The organism is Mycoplasma bradburyae (assembly GCF_024339025.1).
Lineage (GTDB): Bacteria > Bacillota_I > Bacilli_A > Mycoplasmatales > Mycoplasmoidaceae > Mycoplasmoides > Mycoplasmoides bradburyae.
Map to the genome: position 1 here is coordinate 912,108 of NZ_CP101415.1, position 23,647 is coordinate 935,754.

12 protein-coding genes and 1 tRNA gene are annotated in these 23,647 nt (G+C 27.9%); 2 read left to right on the forward strand and 11 right to left on the reverse strand.

Annotated elements, in window-relative coordinates:
• Positions 1-101 precede the first annotated feature (101 nt).
• The 11 genes from NMG77_RS03685 to msrA all read right to left on the reverse strand — a co-directional run bounded on the left by NMG77_RS03685 (position 102) and on the right by msrA (position 19,404).
• The gene (locus NMG77_RS03685) at positions 102-947 is read right to left on the reverse strand and encodes a hypothetical protein (protein WP_255045809.1); all 846 of its coding nucleotides are present in this window, start codon (positions 945-947) and stop codon (positions 102-104) included.
• 144 nt (positions 948-1,091) lie between these two features.
• Positions 1,092-4,379 carry a hypothetical protein gene (locus NMG77_RS03690; RefSeq protein ID WP_255045810.1) on the reverse strand — a complete coding sequence of 1,096 codons (3,288 nt, stop codon included), beginning with the start codon at positions 4,377-4,379 and terminating at the stop codon, positions 1,092-1,094.
• A gap of 69 nt (positions 4,380-4,448) precedes the next feature.
• The gene (locus NMG77_RS03695; protein WP_255045811.1) at positions 4,449-8,042 is read right to left on the reverse strand and encodes a hypothetical protein; all 3,594 of its coding nucleotides are present in this window, start codon (positions 8,040-8,042) and stop codon (positions 4,449-4,451) included.
• 19 nt (positions 8,043-8,061) lie between these two features.
• Positions 8,062-10,257: a hypothetical protein gene (locus NMG77_RS03700; protein WP_255045812.1), complete on the reverse strand. Its 2,196-nt coding sequence runs from the start codon at positions 10,255-10,257 to the stop codon at positions 8,062-8,064.
• 171 nt (positions 10,258-10,428) lie between these two features.
• Complete coding sequence (locus NMG77_RS03705) at positions 10,429-12,837, reverse strand: hypothetical protein (protein WP_255045813.1); 2,409 nt, start codon at positions 12,835-12,837, stop codon at positions 10,429-10,431.
• A gap of 104 nt (positions 12,838-12,941) precedes the next feature.
• A complete protein-coding gene (locus tag NMG77_RS03710) occupies positions 12,942-13,841 on the reverse strand; it encodes a DUF308 domain-containing protein (protein ID WP_255045814.1) in 900 nt (299 codons plus the stop codon).
• 135 nt (positions 13,842-13,976) lie between these two features.
• A complete protein-coding gene (gene rlmB, locus NMG77_RS03715) occupies positions 13,977-14,747 on the reverse strand; it encodes a 23S rRNA (guanosine(2251)-2'-O)-methyltransferase RlmB (protein WP_255045815.1) in 771 nt (256 codons plus the stop codon).
• Position 14,748: 1 nt separating this feature from the next.
• Entirely contained in the window at positions 14,749-16,056 is a 1,308-nt protein-coding gene (gene cysS, locus NMG77_RS03720) for a cysteine--tRNA ligase (protein WP_255045816.1), read from the reverse strand.
• Positions 16,057-16,062: 6 nt separating this feature from the next.
• The gene (gene ligA / locus NMG77_RS03725; protein WP_255045817.1) at positions 16,063-18,207 is read right to left on the reverse strand and encodes an NAD-dependent DNA ligase LigA; all 2,145 of its coding nucleotides are present in this window, start codon (positions 18,205-18,207) and stop codon (positions 16,063-16,065) included.
• A gap of 590 nt (positions 18,208-18,797) precedes the next feature.
• Positions 18,798-18,871: transfer RNA gene (locus NMG77_RS03730), tRNA-Gly, on the reverse strand.
• A 50-nt stretch (positions 18,872-18,921) separates the two neighbouring features.
• Entirely contained in the window at positions 18,922-19,404 is a 483-nt protein-coding gene (msrA, locus tag NMG77_RS03735) for a peptide-methionine (S)-S-oxide reductase MsrA (protein ID WP_255045818.1), read from the reverse strand.
• A gap of 123 nt (positions 19,405-19,527) precedes the next feature.
• Between msrA and NMG77_RS03740 the strand changes: the two genes are divergently transcribed.
• Together NMG77_RS03740 and NMG77_RS03745 are read left to right on the forward strand one after the other, a co-directional pair.
• The gene (locus tag NMG77_RS03740) at positions 19,528-22,839 is read left to right on the forward strand and encodes a DEAD/DEAH box helicase (RefSeq protein ID WP_255045819.1); all 3,312 of its coding nucleotides are present in this window, start codon (positions 19,528-19,530) and stop codon (positions 22,837-22,839) included.
• A gap of 93 nt (positions 22,840-22,932) precedes the next feature.
• A complete protein-coding gene (locus tag NMG77_RS03745; RefSeq protein WP_255034637.1) occupies positions 22,933-23,601 on the forward strand; it encodes a hypothetical protein in 669 nt (222 codons plus the stop codon).
• Positions 23,602-23,647 lie beyond the last annotated feature (46 nt).

Sequence of the window (23,647 nt, forward strand, 5' to 3'; positions counted from 1 at the left end):
GTCTAATAAAGATAACAAAATGTTTAAAGTAGAGTTATTGCTTATAAATAAAAATAAAATCTGATTTATTTAAGAATCAGATTTTATTTAACTTTTTTGTTTTATCTCTTTGTTGGTGATGATGGTTGATTTATTAAACTGCGTTTAGTGGCTGGATGAGTAGGTCCTGCTGTAATTTGAACGCGTTTAGGTTCAATATTTTTTATTAAAGTTTGGGTAGTTGTTACAACTGTTTTTTTAAGAACTTGCTGATTTTGTTGCGTTTTATTAATTTGAGGGTTGTTATTGATTAATGGTTTAGGTTGTTGAGGTTGAGGTACTTGTTGAGGTTTAGGAGCAACTTTTTCTATTGTTTTTTGTTGTTGAATAATAGCTAGTGAGTTATTGTTATTTTTTCTTAAGTTTGCTATTTCTTGATTTAATAAATTAATTTTATTGAGATTTTCCTGATTAGTTCTATTTAAGTTATCTAGTTTTAAATTGAATTGTTCTGATTCTTCTAACATTTCTTGATATTTGATAAAGAATAACTCAAGTTTTTTGTTTCTATTTTTGAAGTCTTTAATAACTAGGATAATAGATACAACTAATAAGGCGATTCCAGCAATTATCAGGATGCTGCCAAAAGCCAGCATTACATACGAAATTTTGGTAAGCTCATTTTTGAAAATCTCACCGAAATTAGACATCTCAGCACCATTAACTTCTGTTAGGTCAAGAACTCTTTGAGTAATCGAACCAATCACGTAAGAAATTAATCATGCACCAATCCATACAGCTATTATCCCTGTAATTGATAAGATGATCGGTAGAATGCCAATTCTTCTTCTTATTTTATCTTTTTCAAAATCAGAACTTACTTCTTCTTGTTCTACTTCGCTACTTTGAACTTCTTGTTCTTCAATAGCTATTTCTTCATTTTCTTTATTAACTTTTTTTGATTTCACTTTTTATAAAATACCTAATTACACAATTTTATTATAATAGTCAACTAAACCTAAACTAACGTGATTTATTATAAATTTATTTAAAATAAAGCACAAAAAAAACGTTATCAAACTAAAAATGATAACGTTCTTTTTATTTTTTTATTAACCTCTATAAGCCTTTAAATGGTCTAGTGAGTCAAAGTATAATGTTCTTCCGTCTTGTAATTTAAGTGGGTATAAAGTAAATACAGTATTTTTAATTTTAGTTGTTGTATTTTGGTCGATGTAGAATTTGTAGTTTTCATCAACTTTAGGTTTAAGTTCGATTAATGCTCTATTTTTAGCTTCTTTTTCAAGTCTTGAAAGGTTCTTGTAATTTCCTCTAACTAAACCTAGTTTTTGGTTAGTAGCATTGTTGTAATACAAAACGATTTCGTAGTTATTATCAACATTTGCTTTATTTGAAAACTGACCAATAAAGTATTTTGTTAATTCTCGGCTTTGAATTGAATCAAAGAATAAACTGTGTTTGTCAGAAGAACCATCAATCGATAGATTGATATCAGTTCCAGTTATATCGTAATACTTACCATATCTTAATTCAGTAAATGTATTAATGCCACCTTGTAAAACTAGAAGGTTGTTTGGATCAGTAACAATTTGATCACCACTCTTAGTTATCGAATCGCTAGATAATCTACTAAGCGCTTCTTGGTAAAATTTCCACATATAAGTGATTGGGAATCAAGTATTGTTATCAGTTACCAAAGTTGCGAATTGATCTTGATCAATACCTTTAGGTAAGATAGGTAGATTAATTTTGTTATTAGTTTGATATTCCGCTTTTAATTCAACTTGGTTGTTATTCGAATTAAGTTCCAAGTATTTTTGATATTTTAGATCATAACTATAAGCAGATAAATCAATACCATCAACTTTGTAGTGATTCGATAAATTAGTTAAAGAATTGTGTAACTGATCTAAAGGTAAGCGAGTTAATGTAGATAATAACGCTTGTTTAAAGTTGTTTTGGTTAGATCCTAGACTTTGAATTAATAAATTCTTTTTATCAGAACTTAAATCAATTTCAAATAAAGGTTGCTTGTTAGTTCCATATGTAAGAACTGGTTTGATGTCTTTAGCATAAAATACATGTTGAGTTAAGAAGTTAGTGTTGTAAGCGCTTGATAAGTTGATTGAATTGTAACTTAAATTCGAATTAGCTTGCAATAAATCATTAAACGTATTTACATAATCAACAAAGCGGTTATCACGACCGTTACCTAAACTGAATGTAGCTACAGTTTTGTCATAGAATTGAGCAAACTTATTAACTTGAGATTTAGCAACATTTAAGAAGTTTTCATCTAATATTTTGTTTAATGAACTGAAATTACTCAAGCCTGATAGGATAGCATAAGTAGAAGCTCCATTAATATAAGATTGACTTAAATAAGATTTATAGAATTCTGAATTAGGGTTAATAGCAAAATTATTATTACCAGAATAGTTTAAACCAAATTTTTCAGATATTTTTCTAATGAATTCTTCTTTGTTAGTAATAGCTTGATTATCTAATTTTCAATCAACATCAACATTTAAGTAAAGTTTTCTGTTTTCAGCTGAAATTCTATAAGATTCTCAATAACCTGGTAAGAATGTTAATTTAGAAGCTCAAGAATCTCATCTTCTACCCGGATTTTTAATATCAGCAACAAGACCAGCAGCATTTCTTCTATTAGTAGTTAGATCAAAAATATCAGCACCTACATGAAGGGTATCGTTACTAATACCAACACTTTCTGGATATGTTCCATAAACTTTGTTAGCATTTTCTAAATTACCAAATCCAAAGTAGTAAGGCGAGTTTTGAATAAAGCCGTCTTTATTAAAATTACCAGCATTTAATCATCAAGAATTATTACTAAATGTGTCGTGGTAAATAAATACTTTATTTGTATGACTTCCGTTATAGTTATCCTTGGCAATATATGGATCACCATGAACGGTATAACCGTATAAGTTACCCTTATAGATTAATCCGATATTTTTACCAAATAGTTCAACACCATCTTTAGTAACAAATGAACGGTTTTTAATATATGCGTGAGTTTTTAAAAATTCTTTATCTAATAGTTTAGCAACTTCAGTATCAGATTTATTACGCCCTATTGATTCATAATTAGCAATTAAAGGTTTTAAATTATCTTGCTCTTGGTTAAGTCCTAAACCATAATTACTTACTGAACTATCTAATGAGGTAGTTGAAGGGATGATTGAACCTTGATTATTTCTTTGATATCTAGAATTTAATTGAACTGAATCAAAGTTTTTACTAACAAAATCAGGTGAAGATATTTTTTGTAAGTTAGCGATCAGATCATTAACACTAAAACCTTGATTAACTACTAATTTATCAGAAATACTTACATTGTTTCAATCCTGATTTTGATCTTTAAACCCAATTCCGAAGTATTTATCAAACCCATAATTAGGAGCAGTTGGGTAATCTAAATAAATACCTGAACGTTGTTGAACGTCGATTGCTGTTTTTGGTAAGCTAATTGTTGGTAAAAATGAAGACTGACTAAAGATATCATTTGTTTTTTGATTAAACAATTGATTAATTTTTTGGTCGAAAGCTCTACCTAAATTAGCATCAGAACTTAATGTAAAATTACCTTGATCACTGAAAACAGCAGATGATTTACTTAACGAAACGTAAGTTGAGTTATTTTTATCATTGCTATATGGAATGTAGTAATCTAATGAGAACTTATCATCACCATTAATTGCTTGGTTAATTACGAACTCTTTAAACTTATTAATATCGTTTTTATTTAATGGATTGAAGTAATGATTTTGACCGTTTTTATCCTTAAAAACATAATAAGCTATTGAATTTTCGCTAATATTGTTCCAGAAATTATTCTTTAATTCATCTAAAGAATCATATAATTTATCACCGCTACCATAAGCGTATTTTTTGATTAGTTTATATTCTGGTAATAAACTAGCAGCAGCTTGCTCGTTAGTTAATAATTCACCGTTAGCGCCAATATAAGCATCACTTAATTTATTTTGATCAAACGGCTTAATTTGGTTACTTGTCAGATCAACAATCCCTTTTTCACGATCAGCATAACTAGCAGACAAATCCCCAATAAATTTATTTAAATCAGGATTAGGTTTTCTTGGATCGATCTTGTCATTAAAACCTTCATTCGTAGAAGTAACTAGGTTCGAATTAGATTGAATTATCGAAGTTAGTTTGTTATCAGAATCAATTGTTGCGCTTATTGAAGCTCCGATAATACCTGAAATTAAACCAGCAGAAGCAAAAGCAACAGCACCATATAGTAATTGCTTTTTCATTCTGATTGATAGACTCTTTTTTAATTTAGCTAGCTTAGCTAATTTAGCTTTGTTATTCATAGGTTGATCCGCCATAGTCTTGATAATCTAAGATTATAAAATATTTAACGAAATATTTAAAGTATATAGCATATAATTTTTATCTTACATTCATTGGTCGATGTAGTTATGAGCATCTCTTAATGATAAGAAGAAGATAGTTTTTTTAAGTTTTTGATCAAATACACTGAACAATTCTGAACGATAAATTAATTTTGTTCTAGAACCTACAGAATCTAAATAAACAGTTTTTCTAGCTTTTAGCAATTCGTTGAATTTAGCTTTTAATGTATCGTGACTTGCTGAAGCATCATTGTTGTTATAGAAAATAAATTCTGTTGAATTTAAACCAAATTTACCCATTCCTTTAGCTACACCAATTTTAGTTTCAGGATCATAGCTAACGATTTCAGTGATTTTAATGTTCTTACTAGGTTGATATAAATAACCACCAGCTTCATTACTCGGAACTTGAACTAGTGTTCAATTTTGGGCTTTGTTTAATTCATCTCTTACAACAACTGCTGATAAATTGTTTTTATTTGAAATATAGCTACCATTTAAAGAAGTTGATACAGTGTGAGGAATAGTAATTAATGAATTAGATAGTAATGTCGCTAATAAGTTTTGGTAAAGATCAATTAAATTACTTGAAGCATAAACACCAGCAACACTTGAACCTCTTGTAGGTTTGTGTAATGAATAAATCTTATTAACATTATTTATATAAGCTTTATCCATAGCATATAGATTTTTATTTTCTAACCATTCAGTAATTTGCAGATCTTTTATCTTATCAATATCAGTTGGTGAATATTGTTTTTGATTGTAGTATAAGAACGATGCGTTTTGCGGTCTTGTGATTTGAATCGGCTTAATTAATTTAATATCTTTAATAGTTCTTTCTTTTAAAGTTTTTAAACCTAATAATCAAGTTTTCTTATAACCACCAGTCCATACATATTGAACTTGACCAATTTGGAACACGTAGTAGTATTCTTCTTCTGTTGGAAAGAAAACATTTACCAATAAAACAGCAATGTGCATAGCCACTGTTAATCCATAGAAAACAGGAGATAAAGCACCAACTATTGCAGTACCTTTTTTAATAAATGAAGTAAATTCACCAGCTAAAGATAAAGAAACAGAAATAGTTGAAGCAGCTGTTTGTAATCCAGCAATAACTAAATCCTTAGTACGGTTTAATACACTTGGACTATTTATTAAAGTATTAACTGTTACAGCAGAACTTAAAATTGTTGCAAAACCTTCAAGTACTGAACTAATTACAAAAACTGTTTGTAATTTTTTCTGATCTTTTTGTAATTTTTCAAGAGCACTTAATTCATTAACATTAACTTCTTTTGGATTTTGAAGAATTGCAGGAGATCCTGCTTTCTTAGAAGTTGAAAATGTTTCTGAATTATTAATAACAACTTTATTAGCGTTTTCATTACTATTACTAGTTGAGGGTTGTTCTGAGTCATCTTCTACTAATCTAGTTGATGATCTTAGTGATAAACTTGCAGATCTAGCTTCTGGTTTGTTATTAATTACAGAAGGAAACTGTTGCATGTAAGTTAGATACAAATCAACATAGTGATCACTTGATAAAGATTTTACAAAAGTACTTACTTGAGATAAATATTCTTCAGCTTTTTTAAGATCAGTTTTTTGAACTTCTTTTATTTTTCTGTATAAATTACGAATGTAAATAACTGTTCCAAAATCAACATTAATACCTTGTAAGTATTCTAAAACATTCTTAGGGATATCAGCAAATAGTTCTCTTACTTTTGGTCTTTGGGTTGGAACATCTCTTAAAACTAATGGAATTTCGTTTTTAATAGTTTCAATAGCACTAGTTTGTAAAAATTGGTTACGAATTCATTTTAAGCTAAAAGCATCTTGGAAAGCATTAATAATTCTTAATGTATTTTCATCAAGATTATTTTGCATTAATGAACTTGGACTAAATCCAGCTACGAATAATGCTTGAGTTAGGTTTTGAGATGATAATAATCATCAAATAGCTGAAAGAGCTGGTCAACTATTTTTGATTTTAGTTTCAATTTCATGAATTTGTTTATCGCCAAATAGATTTATCCCTTTGATTGTATCTATTAAACCTTGTTCATTTAAAATCGCACCTGGTGTTGCAGCAACTATATTAGATAACATTAGCATTGTCATAAATATAGTTAAATTTGAAAATTGATCATATAAGTTTGGTAATAAGTTTTCAAGACTAGCTGATACATCAAAGTCGTTGTTACCAATACCAAAATAAACTTTAAATGAGAATGGGTTTCCGTTTAAATCTTTATTAGCAAGAATATCGAAACCACTTGGTTTAGCATAACTATTAATTAGTTGTAATGTACTATCAATTTTATCTGATAACTTAATAAAGAAATCTTTTAATAAGAAAATTAGTTGTTCTTTTGCCTTATTAGCAATTAAACTATCTAATAAGTAAGAATATAAGATAGGGATTTTATAGAACGAACTAAAACGTTTAGCTTTATTAAATTTAGCTACAGTATCTAATAAACCTTTATAAAGTTCAGGTTGTTGAATTTTTAGTTGATAAATGAAATCTGCTCAAGCTAAATTAAGTTTTAAATTATTAGAATACTGTGCTGTTCTTAATTCTTGTTCGCTATAAGGGAAATAAAAAATAAAATCTTTGGTTTCAAGGTTTCTATTTAATACTTTAATTTCTTTTTCATCACCAATGCTAATTTCACCCAATAAGAAGTCAAATCCTGACGTAACTATATCAGATGAAATAGAACGATATAAACCAATTGGTAAAGTAGTAGTCTTTGTTCAATTAGCTGGATTTGTTATCGTGTTAATATCTGCATTACCTTGGAATAATAACGGACCATAAAAATTATAGTTATCATCTTCAGAAGTATCTACAAAATATTGTGAAGCGTTGTTATTAGCGCTTACTCTTTGATAATGAACCGGAATATCTTTAGCAGGAACATTACTTTTGATTTGTTGAACTGTATCACTTAAATTTAATGAAGGATCTACATTAATAGTAGTTGTTATATCGCCTTTGTTAATTTCAACCTGTAGTTTAGAATTTTTCGTAATGTAATTAAATAGCTTTAAACGTTCTGTTTGACTATTTTTTCTTAATTCATCAACATTAATAGGTTCTGAATTAGTATTGTCACTATTTCGTAAAACGACAATTTTACCTGCTTCTTCAGATAACAAATCTTTTTTAGTTTCAATATAAGCAGTTAAATCAACTTGAGAATTAAACAAAGATCCGTCATAAAACAAAACATTATCTTCTCGATATAAAGAATCTTGTGCTTGTTCTTTTTTAGCATATACATTTTGATCAAATCCTACAAACCCTTCTTTAAGAGCTGATGGTTCATAAAAGTTTTTCGTAAATACACTATCGTATAAACTCTTAGTTTTTGGATCTGTATATGATTGATAATTTTCAACTAAATCATTTGAAGATAAAAGAGAATAATAGCTTTCCTTGTTCACTTTTTCACCCTTATATTCTTCAGAAGAACTAGCGAAACTTGGAGCAGTTTTTTCTAATTCAGATGACTGGTTTACAATAGGTCTTATTATATTATTACAAGACGATAAGATCAACGAAGGCAATATAAATAACCCTATTGCTAATTGCTTTTTGAACAATTTAGATTTTTTCATATCAATTAAAATTTAGTTTTTAAATTTTTGTAAAGAAACCTGAGAATTTACTTCTAATTGATGAACTTCAAGAAGTTAAACGATTTTTAATTTTAGTAGGACGAAGTACATTATTATTCGCAGGTACTTTATTCAATTCAGTTTCATCTAACATTCCAAAGTGTGATCTGTATCAAGGGAATTGAATACTATCATCTTTAGGTTTTTTAGTGAATACACTCTTAATTTGCGATCCTCATCTATTTAATCTACTTAAAATAGATGAACCAAATCTTGAAGCTTGAGTATCATTAAGATTAACATTGTAACCTTTTTCAGTTGATGAAGTTGATTTAATTGTGCCGTAATTTCTTTCAGGTAATGGAGGAGGAACTTCTGCTAATTCTTTTAGAGCTTGTTGTCTCTTCTTCATTTCATTAACTTCATTAATAGTAGCATCTGAAGCAACAGCTGGTTTTCTTGTTCTATCAATTCTTGCGTAAATTGAGTAATCAGTTTCTTGTTTTTCTTTATTATCATCAGTTACTAAAATAATTGAGTTTTTAGAACTGTCAAAAACTGATTGGTAATCGCTAACACTACCATAAAGATCAACTTTAGGAATTGCGTATACAGATGAACCTGATTGATAAAGATTTTCAGTTAATAAAGCAGCTGCATAAACTGATGGGTCAGTTGAGTTACTTCTAGATGAGAATAGTGATTTTAATGAAGCAGCAGTTTCATATTTGTTAGATTCACTTAATGATTCAACTGGCAAGAATACTGGCGATACTTTCCTTTCATTATTTACACCATTATAAGTAACTTGAGCTAAGTAAAATCCTTGTTCAAATACATTCTTACCTTCTCTTGTTAATTTTTTAGCAACTACATCAACTGGTTGAGAAATTAATGGTCTTCCTAAATTATCTCTAGGAACAATGCGTTTTTCTAAACGTTTACCACGGAAACCATCAGATAATACTGTCAAGAAGCTCAAGTTGCTAGTTTGACCTCTTGAAGGTTTTATGTTGCTAGTTTTAGTTAATTCTTCTTCAATATCACTAATTGAATAAGATCTAGTAATTCCACCTTTAGAGAAAATTGAGTATTCACTTGAAGAACTTGATGTAGAGCTTGTGCTAACTGTTGAATTAGATCTAGATAAGAATCTCTTAGCAGAATCTTTGTCACTCTGACTTGGTTTAGCAACTGTTGAGTCAGATTCGTTAAATAATTTATCTAAATCATAACTTTCTCATGAATCAGTTAAACTTGAACTAGAATTTGTTGAGTTAGATCTCTTGAACGCACTTGGTGATGTAACGTTACTATTCGAACTTCCAGAAGCATCATCAAAACTAATTTCACCAGAGTTTTGTTTAGCTAAATAGTTAATAATAGCACTTGGGTTACCCATTTCATTAGGGTTTTGGTTAATGTATTTTAAGAACGAACGGAATTCTGGATTAGCAACATAATCACCGCCTACAATACCAGCGTTTTTTCTGTCGTTATCAAATCAAGATTTAGGCGCTCAAAAAGCTCCTCTCTTCCCGTCTTTATCTTTAATTTCGATTAAGTCAAACTTTTCAAGAGACGCATCAGCTAAATCATCAATATTAGATTTAGTTAAATTAAAGTCTCTTAACACTGTACTCTTTTTAACTGCAGAAGTTGGTTTAGGAGTAACATCTCTAGAAGATTTATAAGTGTTTAACAATAAACCGATACCAGCTCCAATAGCACCAACTGCAGCAATTCCACCAATCACTCCTCCTGCAGCAGCACCCACATTTAAGTTTTCTGATAAGTTTCCATTATTATCAGCAGTCATCCCTTCATGAGGAACTAGTCCTGGAACAGAAACTCCTGGAGAGTTGATAGCTTCATTTGGATCCATACCTTCTTCTGGATGGAAGTTTTGATTACTTATTCCGTCATCACCTTCGTATGCACCTGTGTCATCGTAACCTTCTGAACCAGTCGCATATTTAGAAGAATCAGTATATCTTCCGCCGTTAATTGGTCCATATTGTGTGTTTCCGCGAGACGGTCTATTATTAGGGTTGCTTGGTTTAGGAGAATCAGCTGACTGATTCTGAATAGGTTGAATAACGCGATTTAAATTAGCTGCCGTTAATGAAACCGGAATTGCTACAGCAGTAGTAGCTGTAACAACACCTAATGATGATAAAAGAATTGTTTTTTTAAGAGGTACTTTTTTTGACATGATCGATATGTTTCTTTAACAAAAATTAATCTTAATCTTATTTTAAAACTAATTATTATTTTTTCTTGATAAATGATTATATAAAATAAAATTAATTAATTGATTTATTTAAATAAATAGAAAAAGAAGAATCGAGAACATTAGGTTCTTCATTTCATTATTAACTAGTTATTATCTACGTAAGAATGCGAATTTAGTTCTGAAGAAGTTCGCAGTTGAACTGAAGAAGCTTGAAACTCGTTTTCTAATTGATTTTAGAATTCCTACTTTGATTGTGTTTTTATTAGCTGAACCCTTAGAAGAAAATAAACCTTTGATTTTTAGCGGTTTTTCAGTTTTAATAGTTTTGCTATTTAATTTAGAAAAATCTTCAACGATTGCTCTTTCTCTTCTTGAATCAATTTTACTATTTTCGTTGATCGTATTTACAATAATAGGAGATCTTAATTCTTCTTCTCTTCTTTCAGAATCAACACTTATTTTTGCAAGCGATCTTGAAGCGGATTCAACTGTTGTTTTTTGAGTATTTAAAGCTCTAGAATTTATGCCATTAGAATCAAATCTAATTGAACTATACACAACTTTATCTACATCGTTAGCGGATAAGCTGCGTTTTAGTTGATCGCGGATTTCTCTATCTTCAAAAGTGTTTTCGAATGATAAAGTAGCGTAAGTTAAATCTCCGCTAGTATTTATATTGTAGTGAGGAGTAATGTGTTTTCTAGGATTTTCTTTTTTGATTTGATCAAATTTTTGAATAAAGATATACGGATTATCTTTAGCTTTAGGATCGTTTCAAATAAGCTTTAATGAACTTTCAAAGTAATCTTTATTCTTTTTAGCTAATAAAACTTCAGGGATAAAGAATGAACGAGCTTCTCGTTTAAAGGTTTGATTATTACCTCTAGTTGTTGTAATGTATATATAACCTTTTTCTAATGCTTCAGGATTATTCTTAACGAATGTACCAGCTACTTGATTGAATGGTTTTGATATAACCGGTCTACCTTGTCTATCTCTCGGAACTTTAGCATAAGGAGCAGGTTCAATTTCATCATCTCCAGTAACAAATTTATTTAAGATGTTTAGGTTTTCAAATGAACCTTTATTTGGTGTACTTAATACTGGATCTTCTCAAATTAGTGCTTTTTGTATTTTATCGCTTATCTTATCAATTTTATTAATACCAGCAACTGATGTATTACCTTTTAATTCATCGTAAACTTTATCTAAATCTAAATTTGCTGATAATTTAGGCAAAGCAACATTGTCATTATCAGCCTTTTTATCTTTAGCAGTACTTACAAATTTATAGTAGTTATTAATTAATTCTTCAGAAGAAGTGCTATCCAATGTACCGTTTTTAGATTTAGATGTATATTTTGCGTAACTTTCAACTAATTTGTTAGCCGAATCTTCAAGATCATTAGAACTTGTTAAAACAACTGGTTTATTAGGATTATCAATTTTTTGAGAAAGGTATTGTTCGTATGAAGCGCCTAAAGCAGTTAATGGATCATCTGTTGATTTTCTAACATCTTTAGCTGCTCTAATTCCTACGTTATTTTCTTCATTAGGTACAGCGCTTAGATTAGGTAATTTAACAGAATTTCTTGGCGAACTATCAGTTGAACTAACACTTTCATCATCTAAAAAACTAAACGCTTCTTCTATTAATTCATTAGTAGATTTTAGATTAGATTGAAAATGCTTAACTGCATTATCATTCTTATCTAAGTAATTAAAGAAAGCTAATTTATTATCTTTTTGTTCTGGATTTTCATTTAAAAATTTAACGAAATTACCGAAATCAGGGTTTATGATACCAGTATTAAACCCATTATTCATTGAAGCGAATCAATCAGAAGGTAATAAATAATTACGTTGCGTATTTTCTTTTTTGAAATCAATTACTAAATCTTTAAGTTGTCTCCCTTGAGTTAATAATGATTTGCTTGATGAAGGAGAATCTAATGGAATTGATGATAATTCAACTTCGTTAGGTCTGGTTTGTAAATCTATAGCAGTTGGAACTGTTGTTCTATTAGATGAATTTTTTCAGTTATAAGCAAGAACTGAAATACCAGCAACAGAAGCACCTAATACCGTACCAACAGTTGATCCTATTATAGCAGCTAGATTAGTTTTATCAATATTGCCGCTAACCTCTTTATCTTTTAAATTAGGAATTGAAGCATTAATTGGACCTACAGGGTTAATAGGTTGGTTTCCATTAATTGGAGCAGATTCATCTAGATCTGTTCTTTCGTTTGAAGCTGAAACTCTAGTTTCATCACCTACAATAATAAGGTTTTTAGAATCTTTTACATTATCTTCATCTAAGAATGGCAAGAATGATAAGTCATTATTCTTAGCCAAACTCTCGCTAGAAGCGTCTGATTCGTTTATAGAAGAATTAGAATCGTTCTTATTTTCTTTAGCTGCGTTTTGTGAACTTTGTTTAGAGTCGGTTGCATTGTTTTTACTAGCAAAAACAACTGGTGTAATAATAGCAGTTGTTGCTACTGCTAAAGCTGTAGTCGTAATTACAGCTATTTTTCCTTTTGATAATTTTTTCATAACGAGATAACCTACCTATATATATTACTTTAATTTAGCTAAATTTTGTTATTATTTACAAATTTTCTAGCAAATTGTTTAACGAATGATATTGAAATTATAATTTAATTTTTATAAAGAGTCTGAATATTTCTATTTTTATTTTGAAAATTATTTTGAGCATTATGAACTTGAGTGCTTCTTAAATTAACTTGGTTAGAATTAATTTGAACAGGGAATTTACTCTTATTATTCAATGACATATTAGGCTGATTCATTGGATTTATATTCATTAATGGGTTTTGATTTCGAACCATCAGATTTTGCTGGTTATTAACGCTATGTACTGGTTTTTGTTGAAATCTATTAGGTAGTCTTAATTGTTGATTATTATTAATGTTTAATTGCGGATTAAAATTCGAATTAACTACTAAATTATTGTTAGCAACAATATTTTGATTAAAAATCTGACGATTTATATTATTAGCTGGTACATTAACTTGGTTTGGTATTAATTTGACATTAGGTTGATAATTGATTTTTGGCGGAATAATTTCTTCTTTAACTTGTGGCTGAGTTTCATTTATTTCAGAATCAACTTCTTTTTTCTTAATTTCTTCTTGTTTTAATTCATTATGTTCATTACTTTCAGAAAAAGTAAGTAATTTTTGTTCTTCGACTTTCTTTGTTTCTCTTATGATTTCTAACTGTAACTCTTTAAGTAAATTAACTTTTACTAAATAGTTCATTATACACATACAGATTCCACTTATTAAGAAAACTAAACCAAAGATTACACCAATTATTCCCATTGCTAGTAACCCAACACCAGTTGATGTTAGTTCTATTTCGTTGTTATTAGAAACCTGTCTTAATGATCTACCAACAATACTAAATCCTAAAGCCCCTAAAAAAATAAAAACAGCAGCTAAAACAAAAAAGATAACAATAATATTAATATTTGTTTTCTTATTCAATAAAGATTGTTTATTATTTATTTTTTCTTTTTTATTTGTATCTGACATAAGATTTTATTTAATGGTGCTAATGATTTAATCAATTTAGTGATAATCGAAAGCTTGAATTATTGTATCTATATAAATTTCTATTTATTTTGAATGTTATTTTAATACAAAGAATAACTGAGATGTTAAACAAAATTATTGCAATTTTTGTTTCATATTAAATAGCATTATACCTGTAGCTACAGACACATTCAAGGATTGAATCTTGTCTGTATACATTGGAATCTTAATTTGGTAATCCGAATTCTTAATTAGTTGGTTAGACACACCTTTTTGTTCATTACCTACAATTAATATAGATTTTTTAGCATATTCTTGGTTGTAGTCAGCAGCCTCACTGCTTAAATTCGAAACATAAGATCAATATCCATATTTTTCTTGAAGGTCTTTTATGGCATATGAAAGGTTTGCAACTTCAATTAAATTAAGATAAAAACAAGCACCAAGCGATGTTTTTATTACAGTGTTATTAATTCTGGCTTGATTATCTTTTTTAAAAATCACGCCAGATACATTAGCCGCTAAACATGTTCGCAATATTCCACCAAAGTTACCTGGGTCTTGTATTTGATCTAAAACAACAATAATTCCTTCTTGTTGTTCTTTAATGCGTTCGCAAAATTCATTAAATGATATCGTTAAAGAATTAGCATCAATTTCAGCAACAAAACCCTGATGATTTAATGAATCTCTATATTGATTATCAAATCATTTTAAAGAATGCAACTCGTATTCAATATTCCTTTGTTTCAATAACTTGATAATTTCGTTTTCTTGTTTGTGTAAAAATACTTTTTTGATTTTTAAGTTGTTAATTAAACCTTCATAAACGGCATTGAAACCGAATAAGTATAATCTTTCTTTTTTGGAATTATTTTTATTTTGGGGTTTAAATTGATCTTTCATTTTATAAAACTTTTTTATTCATCAATTTGTTTCTTATGATGTCAGCATTTTCATAATCCTTATTAGCTAACAATTCAGCTCAGTTACGAATCTGTTCATTAATATGATCATTATGAAGCATTTCTGGAACTATTCCGTAGATTTCTAAACACCACATTAATTTTTGATAAGCTCAGATATTTTCTTCAATCTTTTTGTGAGCTATAGCTTCATTTATCGTCTTAACATGCTCTCAAATAGTTTTTGTCGCGTTAGCAAAACTAAGGTTATCTAATAGCGATTCTTTAAAACTATCACAAGTTAATGAAGTACTTGGAATGTTTTGGTTATTAGCAATTAAATATGTTCTGAAACGATTAATACAATTAACTATTTTCTCAATGTCTTTTTGAGCAGATTTAATTACATTGCCATCAAAATTAAGCGGAAGAGTGTATGATGAATTATAAAAAACTCATCGTATTGAACGATAATTAAACGATTCAATTAAATGCTTAACATAGATAAAGTTATTAAGTGATTTAGACATCTTTTCATTTTCAATTAAAAGGTGTCCTACATGCACTCAACAATTAGCTAAATTACGATTATATAACGCAATGTTTTGCGCGTTTTCATTTTCGTGGTGAGGAAATAACAAATCAATACCACCACCATGAATAATAAATCCTTTTTGTTGGAATTCTTTATCAATTATGTAAGAACATTCAGTGTGTCAACCAGGGCGACCATCGCCAAATTCTGATTTTCATACAATACCTGTAGTTGTTTTCTTTCACAACACAAAGTCATTAGGACTTAATTTATTTTCATCACTTTTAATTCTGTGACCAGCAATCTGTTCATCTAATTTACGTTTAGATAAAATTCCGTAATTATTAATCTTAGATGTATTTAGATATACATCATTCTCTATTTTGTAAGCGTATCCGGTTTCATAAATACGTTTAACATAATCAATAATGCCGTCCATTTGTTCAGTTACTTTAACAATTTTAGGCATTTTGATATCTAGTTCATTAAGTATATCTAGATAAGCTATTGTATATTGTTTAGCGACATCATTTTCAGCTAAACAAAGTTTAGTTGCTTGAGCAACAATCTTGTCATCTATATCTGTAATATTATGAACAAAATTAACTTTCTTGTTTGAATGTTCTAATAATCTTCTTAATACATCAAAGGTAACTATTGGTCTTAAATTACCCATGTGAATGTGATCATAAACAGTTGGTCCGCAAACATAGATATTAATTTCTTCATCTTCAATATTTATATTTGTTCTAGTTAGGGTATCGTATAATTTCACGGTTTTTTAGTTCCAAATCTCTTCTTGTATTATTGGTATATTTAATTCTTTAGCTTCATTAATTTTTTTAGCAGTAGGCTTATTGCCAGCTAACAGATAATCAACATTTTTAGAGACATTATTTACAAATTTAATTTTATATTTTAGAGATAATTTTTTAATTATTTCATTTCTAGAAATGCTAAATGAACCAGTTATGACAATTTTTTTACCAAAATAAATTGATGATTCATCCACTAATTCATTGTTGATTTCATCTTTTGTATTAATATTCAGTTCTTTTAATTTTTCAATTAATTCTCAGTTTTTATCAGATGAAAAAAAGCTATGTATCGAATTCGCAGTAATATTACTTATATCAGCCAATCTAGTATAATCTTCCACAGTTAGATTTCTTAACTTATCTATATCATTATATGCGCTAGCAATTGATTTAGCAGTAGCAACGCCGATAAATTTAATATTTAAAGCAGCTAACAAACGATAAAGTTCTCTATTTTTAGACTCATTAATGTTATTAATTAATTTGTCGAATGATTTCTCTTGAAATCTAAAGTTATGTTTGATTCCTGATTTTTTAAATCCTTTTTTAAGTCAAGGCTTAATAATAATTTCTTTATATTTTTCTAGTTTATAAATATCCAAGATATTTGAAATAAATGTTTGATTATCGTTTTCAAGTAATTCAAATGGCTGAACATCTTCGTTTACATTTTGATTAGCTATCAATTCATTACATTCTTTAATAACATCGTTAACTTTAGTGTTAAAAAAAACTTCTAATGTACTTTCACTTAAACCTTCAATATTCATTATTGGTTTAGAACAATAATAAATTAGGTATTGAAGTTGTTTTTGACTACATTCATCATTAATACAATATCAGTCGACTTCTTCTTCTTTTTTAGCTAAATCAGATTTACAACTAGGACATTTGAAGTCATATTCAAATCTGACACAATTATCTTTTCTTTTATCGAAATTAACTCCAATTACTTTCGGAATAATTTCGGCAGCTTTTATTAAATAAACATAATCGTTAACTCTAATATCTAGCTCATTAATGTACTCAATATTATGTAAGGTTGCATATGTAATAATTGAGCCTTCTAACTCTACAGGCTCAAGTTCAGCAACAAAAGTTAACTTACCAGTTCTTCCTACATTTAAGATAATGTTTTTTAATTTAGTTTCAACTTGTGTTGGAGCAAATTTATAAGCAATTGCTCATTTAGGAAATTTCGAAGTATAACCAATTTTTTCATAATCTTCGAAGTTGTTGTATTTTATAACAGCTCCATCAATTCTGTAATCTAAATTATTTTTATTTTTTTCAAGATCTTTAATACTTTCATAAACATCTTTTATGTTGTTAAATAATTTAATTTCTTTGGCTACATTAAAGCCTCATTTTTTTAATTTTTCAATTACCTCGTATTGAGTTTTAAAACCAACTTCATAAGAGTTAGGAATGTAATAAAAAAATGCGTTAAGTTTTCGTTTAGCAACTTCAGTAACATCGATATTTCTTAAACTTCCAGAAGCATAATTTCTAGAATTAGCGAATTTCTTATCTTCATCTCTTGATGAGTTTATTTCTTCAAAATCTTTATTTGAAACATAAACTTCACCGCGAATAACAAGTTTTTTGATATCGGTATCAATTTTTAGAGGAATCGTTTTAATAGTTTTAATATTCGAAAAAACACTTTCACCAATTACGCCATCACCTCTAGTTAAAGCATCTATCAATAAACCATTTTCATAAATTAACGAAATAGATAAACCATCTATTTTAGGTTCTAAAACATATGAATTTTTTTCACTTTTACTAATCTTAGCAATGTTGTCATTAAAATTTATTAACTCATCAAAATTAAAGCAGTTATTTAATGAAAGCATTAGATAATCATGTTTAACTTTAGTGAATTTATTGCTGATTGATGAACCTATTCTCTGGGTCGGAGAATAACTTAATATAAATTCAGGATACTTACTTTCGTATTCTTTTAAAGTCTTGTATGCGTTGTCATAAACTTCGTCAGAAACAGAAGGATTAGATAACACATAGTACTCATGTTCTCATTTATTCAGTTTTTTAACTAAATCCTGAATTACTGAATATATTTTATCTTTTTCACTATTATTCATAATCAACTTATATATCTAATAAACTATTTTTATTTAAAAATAACGATTAATTTTAAATTAATAAGTTTTTAACTGTTGTTTCAATCCTTGTCAATTAGTTTGATGATAAAACTAAAACTTATCAAAATAGTTATTGTCAAAACTTATATTTCATTAAATGACCTGTCACCAATAAAATGTAGATTTTTGCTATTACAAATTTTTATAACCTAATTACATTCTTTTATAGAATTGATTTTTAAGACTGTTTTTACTGTGCCAATTATTTAAATTTATGACTTATCTTAAACATCACTAAATCACTAAAACTTATAATTTTTTATATTAATCAATATATTGCTTATATATAATAATATTTTATAAAAATATTATTATATATAACATTTATTTTAATTAATTTAAATAAATTTATCCAAAACAAATAAAAAACCATCAACATAGTTAGTTTTTACTAGCACAAGTTGATGGTTATAAAAAAAACTAATACCTCATTATACGCTATCTGAGGTATTAGAAATTTGGATCATTATGAAATCACTATAGGTTATTATAATGATTGGTCGATTTTATTATCTTCGTTAAATTATTAATGGAGCAGATGACGAGAATCGAACTCGCGTCTAAACCTTGGCAAGGTCTCGTTCTACCATTGAACTACATCTGCACCTTTAAATATTTTAACACAATAAAATGATCTATTGCTATGTAAGTTAACTAATCAAACTTAATATGACAATAACCACTAGGATTTTTAACTAAATAATCTTGGTGATATTCTTCTGCTTCAAAATAATTTTGCAACTTCAAAACTTCGGTAACTATAGGTTTAGAATATCTTCCTTGAGCTTGAGCTAATTTAGATTTAATAATTGTTTCATCTGCTTCATCTACAAAATAAAACCCACTGCGATACTGAGTCCCTTTGTCGTTTGCTTGGTAATTTAAAGTCGTTGGGTCAACAACTTTTAAAAATAGATCAATTATTTCTTCTAAGTTGATAATTTGATCATCATAGATGATTTCTACAGTTTCTACAGCTCCAGTAAGACCGCTACACACTTCTTTGTAAGTTGGATTTTTAAACTCTGGTTTGCAATTAGCATAACCTACTGTTGATTTAATTATTCTTTTGGTTCTTCTAAAGTACTCTTGAACACCTCAAAAACAGCCACCTGCTAAATATATTTTCTTAGTCATTTGTTATCCTTATGGTTAAATTTCATTATTATTTCTAGATAATAATATTTGTTTTATCTACCATCTATAATAATTCTTGTTTTATAATATTAAATATTACTATTTTTTCAATTTTGTGATTGAATGATAAATAAAATCCTCGAATATTACTTTCAAGATAGTGAGCTTGTTCGTGGTAAAAATCTAGTAAACCGTAAAACAGTTAAATTAACTTATCATCAAGAAAATCGATTATTGCTACTAAGTGCTATAATTCGCGATGAACAAAAAGAAGTTAATACAAAAGTAACTGTTGACGGTGTTAATGAAAAGCTTCTAGATATTACCTGCGATTGTAAGTCACGATTAAAATATTGTCGTTATATAGCGGCAACAATTTATAGTGCTTACATCAAATTAAAAAAAATTAGCGATAAGCAGCAAAAAGAAAGTAAAAAACAAGATATATTATCTAATAGCAACAAAATACGCGAAACCAAGCTTAAAGTTAAGGACTCCATTTCGTTTAGTATTGAATCTATTAAGAAATCATTTAATACTACTAAGTTATCGATCTTTTTAAATGTTGATGAATACAAATTTAAATTGGTTAATGAAAACTATTTCTTATTAAAACAAAATTGAATGAATGGTGAAGAAATCAGCTTTTACGTTTGTTACGAAAATGCGAAAACACCGGCAAAATTATTAAAAATTAGTATAGATAGCAATTCATTCAAGTATCAGGATTTATATATGTTCTGATACTTAGTATATTTATGTAATACTAATAATGTTAATGACGAAACATTTTTAAGAGAAGGATCTTATCTTCATAGCGATTTTAAAATAAGCAATCCTGGATTGTACGCACTTAATGATGTAAAAAATTTTAAAGATTTTTTAGATCAATACGATCAATCATACCAACAAGAGGAATTAAGCGAAGATTTAATAAATGAAATTAATTCATGTTTTAATGAATGTAGTTTTATAGTTTCTTCTAAGAAGAATCCTAACAGAATAGTATTAATAACTGATAAAGGGGATGTTTATAAATTTAATATCGAAACATTTGTTGATAAAAAATGAGTTCCATATTTAAGTCATTACTTATCTAAAGATAATCGTTTATTCCTAAACCCTTTTAATGAGATATTAAATCAAAATCAGATTAACCATGAAGTGTTAAATAAAGTATCAATTACATCAAAGGAGTTTCTTGATCTCTATATTTACTTAAGTAAGTTAGGGTTTGAAGATATTTATATTGATGATTCTAAAAAAGTTATCAAATTAATTGATTATTTACCTAAGGCTGGTTTAGTAATCGGTTTTGACGATTCTAAATCATGTGTTATTAGTAACCTTATCTTTAATTATAAGCGTTCTAATGAAAATAATATCGTTTATTACGATAATAAAGAAACTCTTAGAAACCAAAGATTGCATTTATATGAAGAAAATACTTATGATTTTTTCTTTAAAAAAGTAATAAACAAAAAATTATCTTCTAAACTAAAAAAGAATCTATTAGATGTTAAAGATTTAGAAGAATTAAAACAACTGGCTGATAGTTTTATTGGTAATGAACAATTTCATATTAAATTGTTAGATGCTTATACAAAAGAGCTAAAACTTAAATTTAATATTAAAAACTTTAAAAAAATCGAAACACATAACGATTTAATTAAAATCACTTTAGATGATTTTGGCTATGATTTTGATTTCATTAAAGAAATCGTTTCATATCATTTATTATCTAAAGAAGTATTCATAACTAGCAATGGTTTTTATTATTTAAAAGATCCTGATAATCAAGAATTCTTAGAATTCTGATCTAAATTTGATTTTTATGGAATTAAAAAAGTTAATTCTAAAACTTTAATATTTAACCGATATCGTTTATTAGATCTTTACAACGCTTTTAAAAACTATAACAATAATTTTAAAAAGATTGCAGTAGATGAAATTGTAGAGTTAATTGACGCATTATTTAATAATTCATTTAAAAATGAATTAAAAATTGATGCTCCGTTTGATAGACTCCTATGACCATATCAAAAAGAAGGTAATAAGTGATTAAGAACTATGCAAAAGTTCGGATTTGGAGCTATCATGGCAGATGACATGGGGTTAGGTAAAACAATCCAAACAATTTCAGTTATTGCGCAATATTACAAAGAACATCCTCAAGAAATAAAACAAAGTTTAATAGTAGCACCTTCATCATTATTACTTAACTGGGCAAGTGAATTTAAAAAGTTTGCGCCTGATTTAAAAGTAGCTGCTATCAAAGGGAATGTTGATAGTCGTAAAGCAGTAATATCTTCTAGAAGCCATGTTGTTGAGATTACCACATACGCAGCATTTAGAAGAGATAAGTTACTTCATGCTAAAAAAGACTACGCTTACATCGTACTAGATGAGGCTCAAAGTATTAAAAATGCTTCATCAATTCTATCTAAAGAAATTAAAAGTCTTAAAGCTGCTCATAAAGTAGCCTTAACTGGTACAGTTATTGAAAACCGCTTATCAGAATTATGGTCAATCTTTGACTTCGTTTTACCTGGTTTCTTTGGTTCGATATCTGATTTTAATTTCAACTATACTAGTTCTATTGAACGTGACGAAAAAATGAATGAAGAAGCTATTCAACGTTTAAAGAAAAAGATATCTCCATTTATTTTAAGAAGAACTAAAGAAAAAGTTCTTAAAGATTTGCCTCCTAAAACTCAAAGCGATTTATTAGTAGCTTTATCATTAGATCATGTTGCTTTCTATCGAGAAAGAGAAAAAGAAGTTAAAGACGAAATTTTAAAGATTATTCAATCAAAAGATAAATCAAAAAAAGGTCTTGGAATCATGTTAGCTAAGTTATTAAATGAACTTAGACAAATTTGTTGTTCTCCTAAATTAATAGATTCAAAATTTAACGGTGAAAACGTTAAATTTACTGCTGCTATTGATATCATTAATAACGCTATGAAAAGCAATAAAAAAGTATTGCTTTTCAGTCAGTATTTAGGTGTTATTGATCTATTTAAAAAAGATCTTGAAGAAAAAGGAATTAAATACTTTATTCTTACAGGTGAAACTCCTAAAGAGGTTCGTTTGGAATACGTAAATGAATTTAATAACTTGAAAGAACCTGCAGTCTTTATTGCTTCACTTAAAGCTGGTGGTGTCGGTTTAAACTTAACTGGAGCTGAGATTGTTATTCATTATGATTTATGATGAAATCTAGCTTTACAAAATCAAGCAACCGACCGTGCCCATAGAATTGGTCAAAAAAACCATGTTCAGGTTTATCGTATAATCGCTGCTGATACTATTGAAGAAAGAATTGTAGCTATTCAGGAACGAAAGAAAGAATTAGCTTCTAAATTAATTCAAGAAACTGATAATAGCTTAAGTTGATTGAATGTTAAAGATATCTTATCTTTATTTGAATAGTACTTACTTTTTAAAAAAGTAATGACATATTAATATAATCTAATATTATTATTATAAGAATTATGGATTGTTTGTTTATTATAGTCTTTAATTATGTTTAAATATATATCTGATAAAAAATTGATAGATAGTTGTTTTGAAGTTGCTAATAAATTAACTAAACTCATTCAAGCAACTTTAGCAAAACATTTAATTGATACTAGATTGCATAGTTTAGCTGAAACAAAAGAAAAACTTGCTTGCGAAAAAGAAGGTTATCCTTTTGGTTTTGATTTTATCTTAGAACTAACAAGACCAGCTACAGCCTTAAAAGGTAGAGCTAACAACGAATTAAAAGATATTATTAAAAAAGATATTCAAGAGGTAATTAATCAAGAATTTGCTAATAAAGATGTTGTTATAAAAAGCACAAGCACTGGCTTTTGTATAATAAATTTATTTAATAAAAATACTCCTGAAACTAAATTTTTTATCGAATTTAATATTTATAAATTCGATGGTAAAAATTTTTATGTATTAAAAAAACACCGAACTAAAGTTAATGAAGTTTGAACAAAGGTAAAAAACCTAAATGAGATTAAACACCGCATGAGTTTAGTTGAAAATGATCCTGATGCTTGATTAGAATTTAAGGAAAGATATTTATTCTGATTAGGACAGTATTTAGAAGAAAATAAAGAAAAACCTTCTTCTTTAAGTTGCAAAACCCAAGCTTTAAACGATGCATTTAACAAGTTCTGACAAAACCAACTTGAAAAATAATTAAGTTTAATTAACTAGATAATAAAAAACACCAGTTAAGGTTTTA